Origin of the sequence: Pseudomonas sp. FeN3W (genome assembly GCA_030263805.2) — a bacterium.
Classification (GTDB): Bacteria; Pseudomonadota; Gammaproteobacteria; order Pseudomonadales; family Pseudomonadaceae; genus Stutzerimonas; species Stutzerimonas stutzeri_G.
Map to the genome: position 1 here is coordinate 1,689,460 of CP136010.1, position 14,680 is coordinate 1,704,139.

Below are 14,680 nucleotides of genomic sequence, written 5' to 3' on the forward strand. Positions count from 1 at the left end.
AGCCTTCGCCGTTGGCAGCTGACTGTGCCGATGCGTTCGATACGAAACGGCGGCTCTCAGTTCAGCCGCGCATGGCCTCGATCAGTTCGATATAGGGCCTGGCCTGACGCTGGTTGGCGACCAGATCGATAAAGCTCTGCCCTTTGCTGTCCCGGGCATCGAGGTCGTAGCCGGCGGCCACGAAGAAGCCGAGAAAGCGCTCGAAGTCATCGATGCGAAGGCCACGATAGGCCTTGATCAGCTTGTGCAGCGAAGGGGGGGTATCGTCAGCCGGTTCAGGCTGAAGAAACAGCTTGATCGACTCATCCGCGATCTCGTCGCCAATCACCTGCTTCTTGTCTTTACGCATGCCGCCTCCGGTCCACGGGGTCTCACGGGGGCGGCAGTTTACTCCTCGCAGGCGACGCACTCAACGCGCCAGGCCGGCTTGCGACCAAGGTCGTACATCGCCGCCCCGGTATACCGGGCGATCTTTCAGCACAAATAACAAGAGCTGCCCGCGCCTATAATGGCGCCTTCGCCTACAAGGAGCGTCCCAGGCATGAAGCTTCCCCCTCTGTTTGCCGCCTGGCACCAGGTCTTGCGTCTGGGGTACGGTGCCCGTGCGTTGCGCGGCGATATCAGCGCCGGCCTGACGGTCGGCATCATCGCCATCCCGCTGGCCATGGCACTGGCGATCGCCGTGGGCGTGGCGCCGCAACACGGCCTCTACACCGTATTGATCGCCGCGCCGCTGATTGCGCTGACCGGAGGTTCGCGCTTCAACGTTTCCGGCCCGACCGCCGCTTTCGTGGTGATTCTGCTGCCGATCACCCAGCAGTTCGGCCTTGGCGGTCTGCTGCTGTGCACCATGCTCGCCGGCCTGATCCTGATCGTCCTGGGCCTGCTGCGCGCCGGACGCCTGATCGCATTCATCCCCTACCCTGTCACCCTCGGATTCACCGCAGGCATCGGTATCGTCATCGCCACCCTGCAGATCAAGGACCTGTTCGGCCTGACGCTGAGCGAACAACCACAGCACTACGTCGAGCAGGTCGGCCTGCTGCTGCGCTCGCTGCCGGGCGCCCGGCTCGGTGACGCGCTGGTGGCGGCGATCTGTCTCGCGGTGCTGATCATCTGGCCACGCTGGGTACCGAAAGTACCCGGGCATCTGGTGGCACTGACCGTCGGTGCGCTGGCAGGTTTGCTGCTGGAATCGTCCGGATTGTCAGTGGCGACCCTTGGCGAACGGTTCAGCTATACCCTCGACGGCGTCATCCATCCGGGCATTCCGCCATTCCTGCCCGATTTCGCCTGGCCCTGGCTGCTCCCCGGCCCGGATGGCCAGCCGCTACAGCTGAGTTACGAGCTGTTGCGCGAACTGCTCGCGCCGGCATTTGCCATCGCCATGCTCGGCGCCATCGAGTCGTTGCTTTGCGCCGTGGTCGCCGACGGCATGACCGGCAGCAACCACGAGCCCAACGGCGAGCTGATCGGCCAGGGGCTGGGCAACCTGGTCGCCCCGCTGTTCGGCGGCATCACGGCGACCGCGGCCATCGCCCGCAGCGCCACGAATGTCCGGGCCGGAGCGTTCTCGCCGCTGGCTGCGATGATTCATGCCGGCGTGGTGCTGGTCGCGGTGCTCTGGCTGGCGCCGCTGTTCAGCTACCTGCCGATGGCGGCACTGGCGGCGTTGCTGGTGATGGTGGCCTGGAACATGAGCGAAGCGCCGCACGTGATGCACGTATTGCGCATCGCACCGCGCAGCGATGTGCTGGTGCTGCTGACCTGCCTGACACTCACCGTGCTGTTCGACATGGTGCTGGCCGTCGGGGTCGGACTGCTGCTGGCAGCCGGGCTGTTCATCAAGCGCATGAGCGAGCTGACCGACACCACCGCACTCTCGCGCGAGCAACGGCGCATCCTCCAGGACATGCCCGAGCATGTCGCGACCTACGCGATCCGTGGGCCGCTGTTCTTCGGCGCGGCGGAAAAGGCGTTGGGCGCCCTGCGGCGCTTCAATCCCGAGGTCAAGGTGGTGATCGTCGACATCAGCGCGGTGCCGATGCTGGACATGACCGCGCTGGCATCGCTGGAAAACGTGCTGGTGGATTACCGCCGACTGGGGGTCACGCTGATCCTGAGTGGTAGCAATGCGCGTGTCCGCCTGAAATTGCGCCGCGCCGGCATCCACCGCCTGCAGGGCCATCTGCTGTATGTGCGCAACCTGAGCCAGGCCCGCGAGAACGCGCTGCGCCTGTTGCACCCGGAGCCAGGCGAGGCGCCGGCCTGAAGCGCTGCCGGATCGCCCGGCAGCGCAAACCAGAGGTCAGCCTGCGTACTTCTGCAGGTTGGCCATCATCTCCTTGAGTGCCTCCATGTTGTCGGCCGGGTGCGCGGCGTTCTCGAAATTGCAGATCTGCTGCCATTTAGCCGCGACGTCCTCGGCATCGAAGCCGGCCTTCGGGTCGAAGCCGACACCAAGGCTGCGCTCCCAGCGCACCTTACCCATCCAGCCGCCACCCACCTCGAACAGGCCGGAGGTTTCCTGGCACTGCTCGCTGGCCAGATACACCACCAGTGGGCTCACCAACTCGGGTTTGAGCTGCTCGAACACCTGCGGCGGAATCAGCCCCTCGGTCATCCGCGTGCCGCCGGTGGGCGCAATGGCGTTGACCAGTACGTTGTTCTTGCGCCCTTCCAGCGCCAGCGTGCGAGTCAGGCCGTACAGACCGAGCTTGGCCATGCCGTAGTTCGACTGCCCGAAGTTGCCATAGATGCCGGAGGTCGAAGCGGTGAAGATCACCCGCCCATAGTTCTGTTCGCGCATGTGCGGCCAGGCGGCACGGGTGACCTTGTAGGCGCCCTCGACATGCACCCGGTAGACCAGATCCCAGTCGGCGTCTTCCATCTTGTGGAAGGTCTTGTCGCGCAGGATGCCGGCGTTGTTCACCACCACGTCGATGCGGCCGAAGGAATCGAGGGCCTGCTGCACGATGCGATCGCCTTCGGTGACCGAATCATGATTGGCGACAGCGGTGCCGCCCGCCTGGCGAATTTCCTCCACCACACGATCGGCAGCGGAGCTGTTGGCGCCCTCACCCTGAGTGCTGCCGCCCAGATCGTTGACCACGACCTTCGCACCATGCCGGGCGAATAGCAGGGCATGCGCCCGCCCGAGCCCGCCGCCGGCTCCGGTCACGATCACTACCTTGTCTTCGAAGCGGATGGCATCAGTCATGGCGTACTCCCTCAGCGGTTCTTGTCTGGATGAATTCAGGAGCGCCGAGTGTCGATCAGGAGCCGAGCCCCCACAACCAACCGCCCGGAAATGAATGCCAGTGCATAAGACCCGAGGATGGGCTGCCGCGCCGCGGTGCTCTGCACGTTTTTCATACATATCGCCGACAGCCGTGCCATCACTGGCCCAGCGGCGTATTTACCCAAACAACTCACAGCGTTATCCACAACCATCGTGGATAACCGAAGCATCGATCTCATCGCAGAATGGCACCGCACAGATCACCTCTGAATGCGCGACGCCTTCTGCTATGCGGCCTGCAGTCGCATCGAGCGGAACTGAGCAAAAAACGCACATACCGCGGTAAGTCCCACCCCGCTTCGCCTGTAGCGGGTCTTCCCAAGGTTATCCACAGAATCGCACACAGCTGTCGGGGATAAAATGAGGTGGCGACATAGCGCAAGTGCTATCACGGCAATGCCGAGAATCTAAGAGCGTCGGGCGCGCCCTCTTCTTAGCATGTACGCCATCACCCGACGAAGGAGATCGTCCATGTCCAGCCGCAAACTGATCGAAAGCCTGTTTGCCAATTACGCGTGCGCCAGCGGGGGTGCGTTGAACGGCCACTGACATCGCTCTGCTCGCTTGGCCGTTCGCCCATGCCGGCGTACCCTTCCGCCAGCCCTACGAACGGAGTAAACGATGACCTTGCGTTCCATTTGCGTTTTCTGCGGCGCCAGCCGTGGTTCGAACCCCGTCTATGAACAAGCAGCCCAGGACCTCGGTCGCACCCTCGCGGCCAACGGCATTCAGCTGATCTACGGCGGCGGTGCCGTAGGTCTGATGGGAGTGGTGGCAGATGCCGCCATGGCTGCTGGCGGCGAGGTGATCGGCATCATTCCCCAGAGCCTGAAAGATGCCGAGGTCGGCCATACCGGCCTCACTCGTCTGGAAGTGGTCGATGGCATGCACGCCCGCAAGGCACGAATGGCCGAGCTCGCGGACGCCTTCATCGCTTTGCCTGGCGGGCTAGGTACGCTGGAAGAACTCTTCGAAGTCTGGACCTGGGGCCAGCTTGGCTACCATCCGAAACCGCTGGGATTGCTGGACGTCAACCACTTCTACAGCAAGCTCAGTCACTTCCTCGATCACTTGGTCGAAGAGGGTTTCGTCCGCTCACAGCACCGCGAAATGCTGCAGCGCAGCGACCAGTCGCAGACGCTCATAGAGCTGCTGGGTGCCTGGCAACCGCCCACGCATAGTCGCTGGGCCAAAAACTCGCCGCGCTGACCGGGCCTGAATCCAGGCTGATCAAATTTCACTCTCAGAGCTGCAGGCCGCGCATCACGCAGGCCGCAGCTCTGCCTCCCCACGTTATCCACATGCGCATCCACAGCAATAGTGGATAAGCACTCGCCTCCAATGATCGCTGACCGCATCTGCTGGTAATACACCGTTTCAGAAGGCATAAACCGGCTAACGAACACTTTTTGATCAATACTCTCGAACACTAGTGGCGCTAGGGCTGTAGCAAGCAGCTAAAGGTTTATCCACAACACGGCCCACAACTGTAGTGGATAACGTGGCCGAACGAATTGATGGTGCTGAACTCAACAAAAGTATCGACTCGGCTAATTCGAGGCTTACACCATGGGTTCATCAACAAGGCTTCAATCGCTGCATCAGGACAGCTACCTATGACCTGGCTGGCCCTGACACTGGTGGCATTCGTCATCTTCGTACTGGTGTTTTTCGTCAAGAACAGGCAGCTCAACCACCCCGCGCTGCAATACCCCTATCGCCTCAAGGCGCCACTGTTCTTGCCGGCGGAGCGCGAGCTGCTGGAAATGCTGCAACGCACGGTCGGCGAGCGCTATCTGATCTTCCCCAAAGTAAGCGTCGCCGACGTTGTGGAAGTCACCGCTATCGCCCGACGGGCATACTGGTATCGAGCCACCAACCGCATCGCAGCCGCGCGCTTCGATTTCGTACTGTGCGACAGGACCGATCTGCAGCCGGCCTGCGTCATCAACCTGCACGACCCTGACGCCGAAGAGGAATTCATGGATCGACTGTGCGAGACCGTCGGGCTGCCGCAGGTCCGCCTGCAACCGGAGACCGCCCGTTCCTATACGGATGTCCGGGAAGCCATCGAGGCGGCGCTGGGGCCCTGATCGACCGCTGATGTGAATGCACGCGGCAACGGGCGGTCACAAGCCTGCATGACGTGTTCACCACACCAGCGGGACGCACCCGCTGTACCATCCCGCCCTTGGCATGCGCCGGGGCATCGATCACGCGCTTGCACCTGCCCGCCTGTGCTCGATACTTCTGGCAAGCACGCCGTATCCGGACCCGAACCACCATGCAACTCAAGCCGCTGCTATCACGCCTGCTCGACCTGGCCAGTCGCCTGATTCGGCGCTATCCAGGTACGGTTGCGCTGTTCGGCTTCGTTTCCGGGGTGGCGAGTTTCGTTCTGGTGGAACGCCACGCCGGCCTGGCCAAGGTGGTCGCCCTGGTGATGCTGGTGAGCTGGCTCTGGCTGGTTCTGGAATCGAGCTTGCGGCGCAGCCTGCAACGCTGGTTCGGCTGGCAGGTGCCACGACCGCTGCTGCGCTATGCCACCCAGATGGTGCATCAGGAAAGCCTGTTCTTCATCATCCCGTTCTTTGCCATCACCACCACCTGGAACAGCGGGCAAGCCCTTTTCACCGGCCTGCTCGGCGCTGCCGCGCTGGTTTCGCTGATCGATCCGCTGTACTACAAATGGCTGGCACCACGGCGCTGGGTCTACCTCGGCTTTCACGCGCTGACCCTGTTCGCCGTCCTGCTGACCGCTCTGCCGATCATCCTTCATCTGTCCACCCCGCAGAGCTATCAGCTGGCGCTGGGGGTCGCAGTAGTGCTGGCCCTGCCGAGCCTCAGTGGGCTGTTTCCCCGCTCGAACTGGCGCACGTGGCCCGGCATCCTGTTGCTGGCGGTGGCGCTGGGCGCCGCAGGCTGGTGGGGCCGGACCTGGGTTCCCCCGGCAACCCTGTGGCTGACCGACGTAGCCGTGACCATGAGCCTCGATGATCGGCAACGCAAACCCGGCAAGGGACTACGCGAGATTAGCAGTGCCGAACTGCAGACCAACGGCCTCTACGCCTATACCGCAATCAACGCACCGCGCGGTCTGAAGGAACGCATCTACCACGAGTGGACGCACAACGGCCGGCGCGTCGATCGCATCGCCCTGGAGATCAGCGGCGGCCGCGAAGCCGGCTACCGCGCATGGACCCACAAGCGCAACTTCCCGGCGCAACCTGCGGGACGCTGGCGCGTACGTGTCGTCACCGAAGCTGGTCAGATGATCGGCATGCTACGTTTCCAGGTCACCAATTAGCGAACCCCCTGCCGTCTCGCGCATCCATATCTGAACCAGCCTGGCTTGGAGAAGGACATGGAATGGTGGGCGAGTATCTCCTACACCATCACGTCGGAGTTCTCCGACATCACCGACCTGGAGGACGCGACCCGCGTCAGTAGCCGCCTGCTGATCGCGTCGATTCTCGGTGGCCTGCTCGGCTATGAACGCGAGCGCCGACACAAGGCTGCCGGCTTGCGCACCCATATGCTGGTCGCGCTTGGTGCAGCGCTGTTCGTGCTGGTGCCGGTCCAGGCGGGCATGAGCCTCGAGGATATTTCCCGGGTGATTCAGGGCCTTGCTACCGGCATTGGCTTTCTCGGAGCCGGGACTATCCTCAAAGGCGACTCTGCGGAAGACGTCAAAGGCCTGACCACAGCCGCAGGCATCTGGCTCACGGCAGCGATCGGCGTCGCCGTCGGTCTCGGGCATGAAGCAACGGCCGTGATGAGCACGCTGTTGGCACTGGTGATCTTTGCATTGATGCCACGGCTGGAGCGGCATACAGCCTTGCGTGCCGCACGCAAGCGTCGTCACACCGACCAGTCGCGCTAGCGAACGCCATGCCACCGTTCAAGGAATTCGCCATGTCCAACCTCCGTATCCTTCTGACCGGTTCCGCTCTGGCTGTGCTGGCAGGCTGCAGCGAAACGGCCAAGCTGCCGGTGGAATCCGGATACGGCCCAAAACCGACGCTGCCAGAGCCGAACAAGACGCTCCTGCCCACGGTGCACATCGCCCCCGCCAAAGGCTGGCCGCAAGATGGCAAGCCGCAGGCGGTGAAGGGTCTGCGCGTGGCGGCGTTCGCCCGTGACCTGGACCATCCCCGCTGGCTCCATGTGCTGCCGAATGGCGATGTGCTGGTGGCGGAGTCGGACGCACCGCCCAAGCAACAGAGCCAGGGACTGCGCGGTTGGATCGCCAGCAAGATCATGGCTCGCGCTGGCTCCGGAGGCCCAAGCGCCAATCGCATCACCTTGCTGCGCGATCGTGATGGCGACGGCGTGGCGGAACAACGCATGGTGTTTCTGGAGAATCTCAACTCCCCGTTCGGCATGGCGTTGGTAGGCAACCACTTCTACGTTGCCAACACGGATGCGCTGCTGCGCTTTCCCTATACCCACGGCACCACCCGCATCACAGCGAATGGCGAAAAGGTCGTGGACCTACCCGCTGGGCCGATCAATCACCACTGGACCAAGAACGTCATTGCCAGCCAGGACGGCAGCCGCCTGTATGTCACCAGCGGGTCCAACAGCAATGTGGCCGAGAACGGCATGCAGGCCGAAGAGAGCCGCGCAGCGATTCTCGAGGTGGATCCGCAAGCCCGGAGCATGCGCCTGTTCGCTTCAGGCCTGCGCAACCCCAACGGCCTTGCCTGGCAGCCGGACAGCGGAGCGCTATGGACCACCGTCAACGAGCGCGACGAGATCGGCAGCGATCTGGTGCCGGACTACATGACCTCGGTGCAGGACGGTGGATTCTACGGGTGGCCCTACAGCTACTTCGGCCAGCACGTCGATGAGCGCGTGCAGCCCCAGCGTCCGGATCTGGTCGAGCGCGCCCTCGTCCCGGACTATGCATTGGGCGCGCATACCGCCTCGCTAGGCCTGGCGTTCTACGAAGGCACGCTGCTACCGCAGCGCTATCGCCACGGTGCGCTCGTTGGACAGCACGGCTCCTGGAACCGCAAGCCGCGCAGTGGCTACAAGGTGGTTTTCATCCCCTTCCGCGATGGCATGCCGGACGGGCAGGCAGAGGATTTGCTCACCGGTTTCGTCAACGAGGCTGGAGAGGCAATGGGCCGCCCGGTAGGCGTCGCGGTGGACAAGACCGGGGCCGTGCTGGTGGCCGACGATGTCGGCAACGTGATCTGGCGCGTCACTCCTGATGACCGTTGATACCACCGGCCGCTGATCCGTTGAACCTTGCCTGGCGCCGTATGGCCATAAAGGTACGTCCTTTCGCAACGAGGCAGTCCTCATGATCAAGCGCGCTTTGTACATCTTCGCCCCTGTCGTGCTGCTCGCCGGCTGTTCAGGCAACGTGCAGAACCCGGTGGACCGCATCACCTTCCGTGACGAGCCACTGGTACGCGATGTGGAGACCGGCATGTCTCAAGAGCAGGTACTGGCCATCGGCGGCGAGCCCTCGAAGGTCACGGCTCGCACTGTAATGCCTGGCATCTGCCACGATTACATCCTCAATCGCGATGGCCATCAGCAACCTTATTACGTCAGTTTCGATGGCTCCGGCCGAGTGGACGGCCAGGGCTTCCTGACCTGCGATCAGCTTGAGGAAAACCAGCGCAAACTGCATCGCTGATCACCGGACACAGGCGTGAGCACTCTTCGGGCCTGTGCATTCAATGCTCCCGCTGAAGGAGACCACCATGCCTCGTGGAGAAAAAACCAAGTACACCGACAAACAGCAACGCAAGGCCGAACACATCGAGGAAAGCTACGAGAAGCGTGGCGTCCCCGAGGAAGAGGCCGAAGCGCGTGCATGGGCGACGGTCAACAAGCAATCCGGCGGCGGCGAACGCAAAGGGGGCTCGGGCAGGAGCAAGAGCGAGACCGCCAAGCGCGCTGAGCGCAAGGACTCAGCCCACCGCGCAGCCGATGCCCGCAAGGGCAAATCACCGAACAAGGGTTCGGCACGTGGCTCGAAGTCGACCAGCACGGCGCTTGCCGACATGACCCGCGACCAGCTCATGGAAAAGGCCCGCGAGCGGGACATTCGTGGCCGCTCGAAGATGCGCAAGAACGAATTGCTCCGGGCGTTGAGCTGAGAGCTGAGGGCATGCCGATGATTGACCAGCAAACCACTCCGAAAGAGGGCAACCCCAAGCGCGAGGACCCGGGCGACCCTGTGCCAATTGATGAGCCGGGCGAACCTGAGCCGGCGCCCGCACCTCCGGACGAGCCCCACGGCTAAACTTTTCGCCAGCATCCTGTTCTCAAACTGGGAACCGTGAATCACCGCGCCCGCGGTGAACCAGACCAGGAGATGGCGATGAGCTACGTACAATTGAGCGATAAACAGAGCCTGCGCGAGCGGGCTCGTCAACACGTCGAGAATGGCGCCGTCACCGAGAGCTACTCGGCCGATCGAGAAGTCGTGATCAATCTGCTGAACGAAGCGCTGGCGACCGAGCTGGTTTGCTATCTGCGCTACAAGCGCCACTACTACATGGCAACAGGGCTCAAATCCAGTGCTGCCGCAGACGAGTTCCTCGAACACGCCAATGAGGAGCAGGAACACGCCGATCGGCTGGCAGAGCGCATCGTGCAACTGGGTGGCGCACCGGATTTCAACCCCGACAGCCTGACGGAGCGCGCCCACGCGCAATATGCCGAAGGCAACGGCCTGCGCGACATGGTTTTCGAGAACCTGGTGGCCGAACGCATCGCCATCGACAGTTATCGGGAAATCGTCCAGTACATCGGCGACAAGGACCCGACCACCCGACGCATCTTCGAGGACATCCTCGCCCAGGAGGAAGAGCACGCCGACGACCTGGCTGGCTTGCTGGATGGCATGAACTAGCCTAAGACGCACATCAACGGCACCTCGCTGAATCCGCCGATACGACGTTTCCCGCCGGCGTTCAGCGAACCATAAAAAAAGGCCACCCTAGGGGTGGCCTTGAATTTAGGAAGAGAGGTACAGCTTAGCCGGCTGCCACCGGACGCATGTAGGAGATCGGTGCGGTCTGCGGGTCATCGAAGGTCACCAGTTCCCACGCATCCTTTTGCTCCATCAGGGTGCGCAGCAAGCGGTTGTTCAACGCATGGCCGGATTTATAGCCGCGGAATTCGCCGATCAGACTGGTGCCCAGCAAGTACAGATCACCAATGGCGTCGAGAATCTTGTGTTTCACGAACTCGTCCTCGTAACGCAGGCCGTCTTCGTTGAGCACACTGGTTTCGTCCACCACGATGGCGTTCTCAACGCTGCCGCCAAGTGCCAGGTTATGCGAACGCAGGAACTCGATGTCACGCATGAACCCGAAGGTACGTGCACGACTGACTTCCTTGACGAAGGAAGTGCTCGAGAAATCCACACTGGCAGTCTGGGTGCGACCCTTGAAAACCGGATGGTCGAAATCGATCTCGAAACTCACCTTGAAGCCGTCGAAAGGCAGGAAGGTAGCGCGCTTGTCACCCTCCTCGACCGTCACTTCACGCTTGATGCGGATGAACTTCTTGTGGGCGTCCTGCTCCTGCAGGCCGGCGGATTGAATCAGGAATACGAAAGGCCCAGCGCTGCCATCCATGATCGGCACTTCCGACGCTGAGAGTTCGACATAGGCGTTGTCGATCCCCAGGCCAGCCATTGCCGACAGCAAATGCTCCACTGTGTCGACCTTGACGTCACCGTTGACCAATGTCGTGGACATGGTGGTTTCGCCAACGTTCTCGGCCCGCGCGGGAATTTCCACAGGCGGGTTGAGGTCGGTGCGACAGAACACGATTCCGGTATCCACCGGTGCCGGTTTCAGGGTGAGATAAACCTTCTCTCCCGAATGCAAGCCGACGCCGGTGGCGCGAATGATGTTCTTCAGGGTGCGTTGTCTGATCATGGCCTTTTGCTTCGCTTTAGCACTAGTTGCGAATAGTTTTCAACAATTGGCGGCGATAATAGCAGAAGCCAACTTTGCTGAACACCAATCACAACAATACTCCTGATAACTTCAATCAATCGGCCTGACGACGCAGAAACGCAGGAATATCCAGATAATCCAGATCTTCCTGAGGGTTCAGCTTGGCTGCAGTAGCAGCTGCATGCGCCTGGTTGCGCATGACGGTCGGGCGCTCCAGGTCACGATAGTTCACGGCAGCCTGCTCCTGCTGGCGCGGGGCCGGAGCCGAGGCGGCAACGGTCTGCACGGTGTTGTCGACGACCTTGACCGGCTTTTCATTGCGCGGACCGAGACCGGTAGCGACCACGGTGACATGCAGCTCGTCGGCCATGTCCGGATCGATCACAGCGCCAACCTTGACGGTGGCCTCATCGGAAGCGAAGGCCTCGATGATTTCGCCCACGGCAGCGTACTCGCCGAGCGAAAGGTCCAGACCAGCAGTAATGTTGACCAGAATGCCACGTGCGCCCTGCAGGTTGACGTCTTCCAGCAGTGGGTTGCGAATGGCCGCCTCGGTGGCTTCGCGCGCGCGGTTCGGGCCGGTCGCGCAACCAGTGCCCATCATCGCCATGCCCATCTCGCCCATGACGGTCTTGACGTCGGCGAAGTCGACGTTCATCAGGCCCGGACGCTGCATGATGTCGGAGATGCCACGGACCGCGCCGGCCAGTACGTCGTCAGCCTTGGCGAAAGCAGCCAGCAGGCTGGCGTCCTTGCCGAGGATGGTCAGCAGCTTCTCGTTGGGGATGGTGATCAGCGAGTCGACGCAATCGGACAGTGCACGGATGCCTTCGTCGGCCACCTGCATGCGACGACGGCCCTCGAAGGGGAACGGACGGGTGACCACGGCGACGGTAAGGATGCCCATTTCCTTGGCTACCGAAGCGATGATCGGCGCAGCGCCGGTACCGGTGCCGCCGCCCATGCCGGTGGTGATGAACACCATGTCCGCACCTTCCAGTACTTCGGCGATGCGCTCACGATCTTCCATCGCCGCCTGGCGGCCGATGTCCGGATTGGTACCGGCACCCAGACCTTTGGTGATGGCCGAGCCGAGCTGCAGCACGGTGCGTGCTTCAACTTTCTTCAGCGCTTGGGCATCAGTGTTGGCGCAAATGAATTCGACGCCTTCGACGTTATTGCGAACCATGTGGTTCACGGCATTGCCGCCACCGCCACCGACACCGATGACCTTGATGACTGCACTTTGCGGGGTATGATCTACGAGTTCGAACATTTCCCTCTCTCCTTCCAGCTTTCTAGTTTTGGTGTTACAGCGCACACTGCTTAAAAATTGCCCTGGATCCAGCCTTTGAGCCGGTCCAGAACAGATGTCTTTGATTCGTCGGCGAAATTGCCGAGGCCAGACATAGGAATGCCGTCGGCCTGCTTTTGCAGTCCGTACAGCAACAGGCCCACGCCCGTTGAATAGATGGGGTTGCGTACTACGTCGCTCAGTCCCTTGACGCTGTGCGGCACGCCCAGGCGCACCGGCATGTGAAAGATTTCCTCGGCCAGGTCGACGGCTCCTTCCATCTTCGCTGTACCGCCAGTGAGAACGATCCCGGCCGGGACCAGATCCTCATATCCGCTACGACGCAGTTCGGCCTGGATCAGGGTGAAGAGCTCGTCATAGCGCGGCTCGACCACCTCCGCCAGAGCCTGCCGCGAGAGTTCGCGCGGTGGGCGATCGCCGACGCTGGGGACCTTGATGGTCTCACCTGCACCGGCCAGCTTGGCCAACGCGCAAGCATAACGAATCTTGATCTCTTCGGCATACTGGGTCGGCGTGCGCAACGCCATGGCGATGTCGTTGGTGACCTGGTCGCCGGCGATCGGGATAACCGCGGTATGGCGAATCGCACCCTCGGTGAAGATGCAGATATCGGTGGTGCCGCCGCCGATGTCCACCAGGCAGACACCCAGCTCCTTTTCGTCGTCGGTCAGCACGGCGTGTGCCGAGGCCAGCTGCTCGAGGATGATGTCATCCACTTCCAGCCCGCAACGACGCACGCACTTCTCGACATTCTGTGCCGCGTTAACCGCACAGGTGACCACATGGACCTTGGCCTCGAGGCGCACGCCGGACATGCCCAATGGTTCGCGCACACCTTCCTGGTTGTCGATCACATAATCCTGCGGCAGGGTGTGCAGTACGCGCTGGTCCGCCGGGATTGCCACGGCCTGGGCAGCATCGAGTACCCGCTCCAGATCCGCGGTGCTGACTTCACGGTCGCGGATCGCGACGATGCCATGGGAGTTCAGGCTGCGGATGTGATTGCCCGCCAGGCCGACGAAGGCCGAATGGATGCGGCAACCGGCCATCAGCTGAGCCTCTTCGATGGCGCGCTGGACCGACTGCACGGTGGATTCGATATTGACCACCACGCCCTTCTTCAACCCGCGCGAAGGATGGGTACCGATCCCCACGATTTCCAGCTCACCATCGGCAGTCACCTCACCCACCAGCGCCACCACCTTGGAGGTGCCGATGTCCAGGCCGACGATCATCTTGCCGCTTTGCACGCTCGACATGTGTTTCATTCCTCAATTCTTCGCAGCGACGGTCGTATCCGTCACAGTCGGGACCGGCTCATGCCAGGCGACGGCCAGGCCGTTCGCATAGCGCAGATCGATCCGTGCGATTTTCTCGCTTTCCTGCTCCAGCGCCTTTTGATAGATGGCGGTGAAACGACGCATTTTTTCTACAACCTGATCCCGCCCCAGCAACAACTCGACGCCCTGGTTGGTGGTCAGGAACCAGCTTCCACGCTCGCGCAGCTCCAGACGGGAAATGGAGAATCCCAGCGGACGCAGCATCTGGCTGAGCATCTGGTATTGCTGCATGACACGCTGTTGGGCCCGCTTCGGACCATATAAATGTGGCAAGTGTTCATATCGGGTCAGGTCATCCGGCGAGAAAGCCTGCCCTTTATTGTTAAGCAATGCTTCGCCCCCCCAGCGGGCAATCGGCAATTGCTCATCCAGACGCACCATCACCTGGTCCGGCCAGACGCGACGGACCTCGACATGGGCGATCCACGGCATCTGTTCCAGTTGGTGGCGCATGCCGTTCAGATCAACCTTGAAGAAGCTCTGCTCGACGAAAGGCGCTATACGCTGCTGGACCGCCTCGCGGCTGACATAGCCCAGCTCGCCCTGCACACTGACCTTGGCGATCGGCCGGTCGGCGTAAGGCAGCAGCCGCTCGCCCAGCTCGTAAAGCCCGACCGCCAGCCCGACCAGCAGCACTGGCCAGACGAAACGCTTCAGTCCGGCGAGGCTCGGCTTTGGCAGGCGTTGCGACAGCGGCTGCGGTTGCACCAGGCGGCTCGCACCCCGTTGCGCGGGCTTGCGCGAGGCGCGGCCGCTTGCGGGTTGCGAATGGCGCAGCGTGGCGATCATG

Annotated in this window: 15 protein-coding genes; 9 read left to right on the forward strand and 6 right to left on the reverse strand. The window is 62.1% G+C overall.

Annotation, left to right across the window (positions count from 1 at the left end; translation table 11 throughout):
- Positions 1–61 precede the first annotated feature (61 nt).
- Positions 62–349: a PA4642 family protein gene (locus P5704_008015; protein WOF80406.1), complete on the reverse strand. Its 288-nt coding sequence runs from the start codon at positions 347–349 to the stop codon at positions 62–64.
- A 192-nt stretch (positions 350–541) separates the two neighbouring features.
- Between P5704_008015 and dauA the strand changes: the two genes are divergently transcribed.
- Positions 542–2,272 carry a C4-dicarboxylic acid transporter DauA gene (dauA, locus tag P5704_008020; protein ID WOF80407.1) on the forward strand — a complete coding sequence of 577 codons (1,731 nt, stop codon included), beginning with the start codon at positions 542–544 and terminating at the stop codon, positions 2,270–2,272.
- Between the two features lie 36 nt (positions 2,273–2,308).
- On the opposite strand, the gene P5704_008025 is transcribed toward dauA, so the two are convergent.
- Complete coding sequence (locus tag P5704_008025; GenBank protein ID WOF80408.1) at positions 2,309–3,220, reverse strand: SDR family oxidoreductase; 912 nt, start codon at positions 3,218–3,220, stop codon at positions 2,309–2,311.
- A gap of 702 nt (positions 3,221–3,922) precedes the next feature.
- Here P5704_008025 and P5704_008030 point away from each other — a divergent pair.
- From P5704_008030 to P5704_008065, 8 genes are all read left to right on the forward strand, one after another.
- The gene (locus P5704_008030; protein WOF80409.1) at positions 3,923–4,510 is read left to right on the forward strand and encodes a TIGR00730 family Rossman fold protein; all 588 of its coding nucleotides are present in this window, start codon (positions 3,923–3,925) and stop codon (positions 4,508–4,510) included.
- Positions 4,511–4,917: 407 nt separating this feature from the next.
- The gene (locus P5704_008035; GenBank protein WOF80410.1) at positions 4,918–5,394 is read left to right on the forward strand and encodes a DUF2726 domain-containing protein; all 477 of its coding nucleotides are present in this window, start codon (positions 4,918–4,920) and stop codon (positions 5,392–5,394) included.
- A 191-nt stretch (positions 5,395–5,585) separates the two neighbouring features.
- Positions 5,586–6,608 (forward strand): DUF5924 family protein, encoded by a 1,023-nt coding sequence (locus P5704_008040; GenBank protein WOF80411.1) that lies wholly within the window; start codon positions 5,586–5,588, stop codon positions 6,606–6,608.
- Positions 6,609–6,665: 57 nt separating this feature from the next.
- On the forward strand, positions 6,666–7,184 hold the full coding sequence (locus tag P5704_008045; GenBank protein WOF80412.1) for an MgtC/SapB family protein: 519 nt from the start codon (positions 6,666–6,668) through the stop codon (positions 7,182–7,184).
- Between the two features lie 32 nt (positions 7,185–7,216).
- Positions 7,217–8,530 carry a sorbosone dehydrogenase family protein gene (locus P5704_008050; GenBank protein ID WOF80413.1) on the forward strand — a complete coding sequence of 438 codons (1,314 nt, stop codon included), beginning with the start codon at positions 7,217–7,219 and terminating at the stop codon, positions 8,528–8,530.
- Between the two features lie 82 nt (positions 8,531–8,612).
- On the forward strand, positions 8,613–8,954 hold the full coding sequence (gene osmE, locus P5704_008055; protein ID WOF80414.1) for an osmotically-inducible lipoprotein OsmE: 342 nt from the start codon (positions 8,613–8,615) through the stop codon (positions 8,952–8,954).
- A 67-nt stretch (positions 8,955–9,021) separates the two neighbouring features.
- Positions 9,022–9,420, forward strand: a complete 399-nt coding sequence (locus P5704_008060; protein WOF80415.1) for a Rho termination factor N-terminal domain-containing protein — start codon at positions 9,022–9,024, stop codon at positions 9,418–9,420.
- A 224-nt stretch (positions 9,421–9,644) separates the two neighbouring features.
- On the forward strand, positions 9,645–10,178 hold the full coding sequence (locus P5704_008065) for a ferritin-like domain-containing protein (protein ID WOF80416.1): 534 nt from the start codon (positions 9,645–9,647) through the stop codon (positions 10,176–10,178).
- 124 nt (positions 10,179–10,302) lie between these two features.
- Here the strand turns inward: P5704_008065 and lpxC are convergent, their stop codons facing one another.
- From lpxC to P5704_008085, 4 genes are all read right to left on the reverse strand, one after another.
- Positions 10,303–11,214, reverse strand: a complete 912-nt coding sequence (gene lpxC, locus P5704_008070; protein WOF80417.1) for a UDP-3-O-acyl-N-acetylglucosamine deacetylase — start codon at positions 11,212–11,214, stop codon at positions 10,303–10,305.
- A 115-nt stretch (positions 11,215–11,329) separates the two neighbouring features.
- On the reverse strand, positions 11,330–12,511 hold the full coding sequence (gene ftsZ, locus P5704_008075) for a cell division protein FtsZ (GenBank protein WOF80418.1): 1,182 nt from the start codon (positions 12,509–12,511) through the stop codon (positions 11,330–11,332).
- 50 nt (positions 12,512–12,561) lie between these two features.
- Positions 12,562–13,809: a cell division protein FtsA gene (ftsA, locus tag P5704_008080; GenBank protein ID WOF80419.1), complete on the reverse strand. Its 1,248-nt coding sequence runs from the start codon at positions 13,807–13,809 to the stop codon at positions 12,562–12,564.
- 12 nt (positions 13,810–13,821) lie between these two features.
- The gene (locus P5704_008085) at positions 13,822–14,679 is read right to left on the reverse strand and encodes a cell division protein FtsQ/DivIB (protein ID WOF80420.1); all 858 of its coding nucleotides are present in this window, start codon (positions 14,677–14,679) and stop codon (positions 13,822–13,824) included.
- Position 14,680: the final 1 nt, after the last annotated feature.

What these genes read in the sequence shown, in the direction of transcription:
- osmE (WOF80414.1), top strand. Translation starts at nt 8,613, where the DNA reads ATGATCAAGCGCGCTTTGTACATCTTCGCCCCTGTCGTGCTGCTCGCC.
- P5704_008025 (WOF80408.1), bottom strand. Translation starts at nt 3,220, where the DNA reads ATGACTGATGCCATCCGCTTCGAAGACAAGGTAGTGATCGTGACCGGA.
- ftsZ (WOF80418.1), bottom strand. Translation starts at nt 12,511, where the DNA reads ATGTTCGAACTCGTAGATCATACCCCGCAAAGTGCAGTCATCAAGGTC.
- P5704_008050 (WOF80413.1), top strand. Translation starts at nt 7,217, where the DNA reads ATGTCCAACCTCCGTATCCTTCTGACCGGTTCCGCTCTGGCTGTGCTG.
- P5704_008060 (WOF80415.1), top strand. Translation starts at nt 9,022, where the DNA reads ATGCCTCGTGGAGAAAAAACCAAGTACACCGACAAACAGCAACGCAAG.
- P5704_008035 (WOF80410.1), top strand. Translation starts at nt 4,918, where the DNA reads ATGACCTGGCTGGCCCTGACACTGGTGGCATTCGTCATCTTCGTACTG.
- P5704_008015 (WOF80406.1), bottom strand. Translation starts at nt 349, where the DNA reads ATGCGTAAAGACAAGAAGCAGGTGATTGGCGACGAGATCGCGGATGAG.
- lpxC (WOF80417.1), bottom strand. Translation starts at nt 11,214, where the DNA reads ATGATCAGACAACGCACCCTGAAGAACATCATTCGCGCCACCGGCGTC.
- P5704_008040 (WOF80411.1), top strand. Translation starts at nt 5,586, where the DNA reads ATGCAACTCAAGCCGCTGCTATCACGCCTGCTCGACCTGGCCAGTCGC.
- dauA (WOF80407.1), top strand. Translation starts at nt 542, where the DNA reads ATGAAGCTTCCCCCTCTGTTTGCCGCCTGGCACCAGGTCTTGCGTCTG.
- P5704_008085 (WOF80420.1), bottom strand. Translation starts at nt 14,679, where the DNA reads ATGATCGCCACGCTGCGCCATTCGCAACCCGCAAGCGGCCGCGCCTCG.
- P5704_008030 (WOF80409.1), top strand. Translation starts at nt 3,923, where the DNA reads ATGACCTTGCGTTCCATTTGCGTTTTCTGCGGCGCCAGCCGTGGTTCG.
- P5704_008065 (WOF80416.1), top strand. Translation starts at nt 9,645, where the DNA reads ATGAGCTACGTACAATTGAGCGATAAACAGAGCCTGCGCGAGCGGGCT.
- P5704_008045 (WOF80412.1), top strand. Translation starts at nt 6,666, where the DNA reads ATGGAATGGTGGGCGAGTATCTCCTACACCATCACGTCGGAGTTCTCC.
- ftsA (WOF80419.1), bottom strand. Translation starts at nt 13,809, where the DNA reads ATGTCGAGCGTGCAAAGCGGCAAGATGATCGTCGGCCTGGACATCGGC.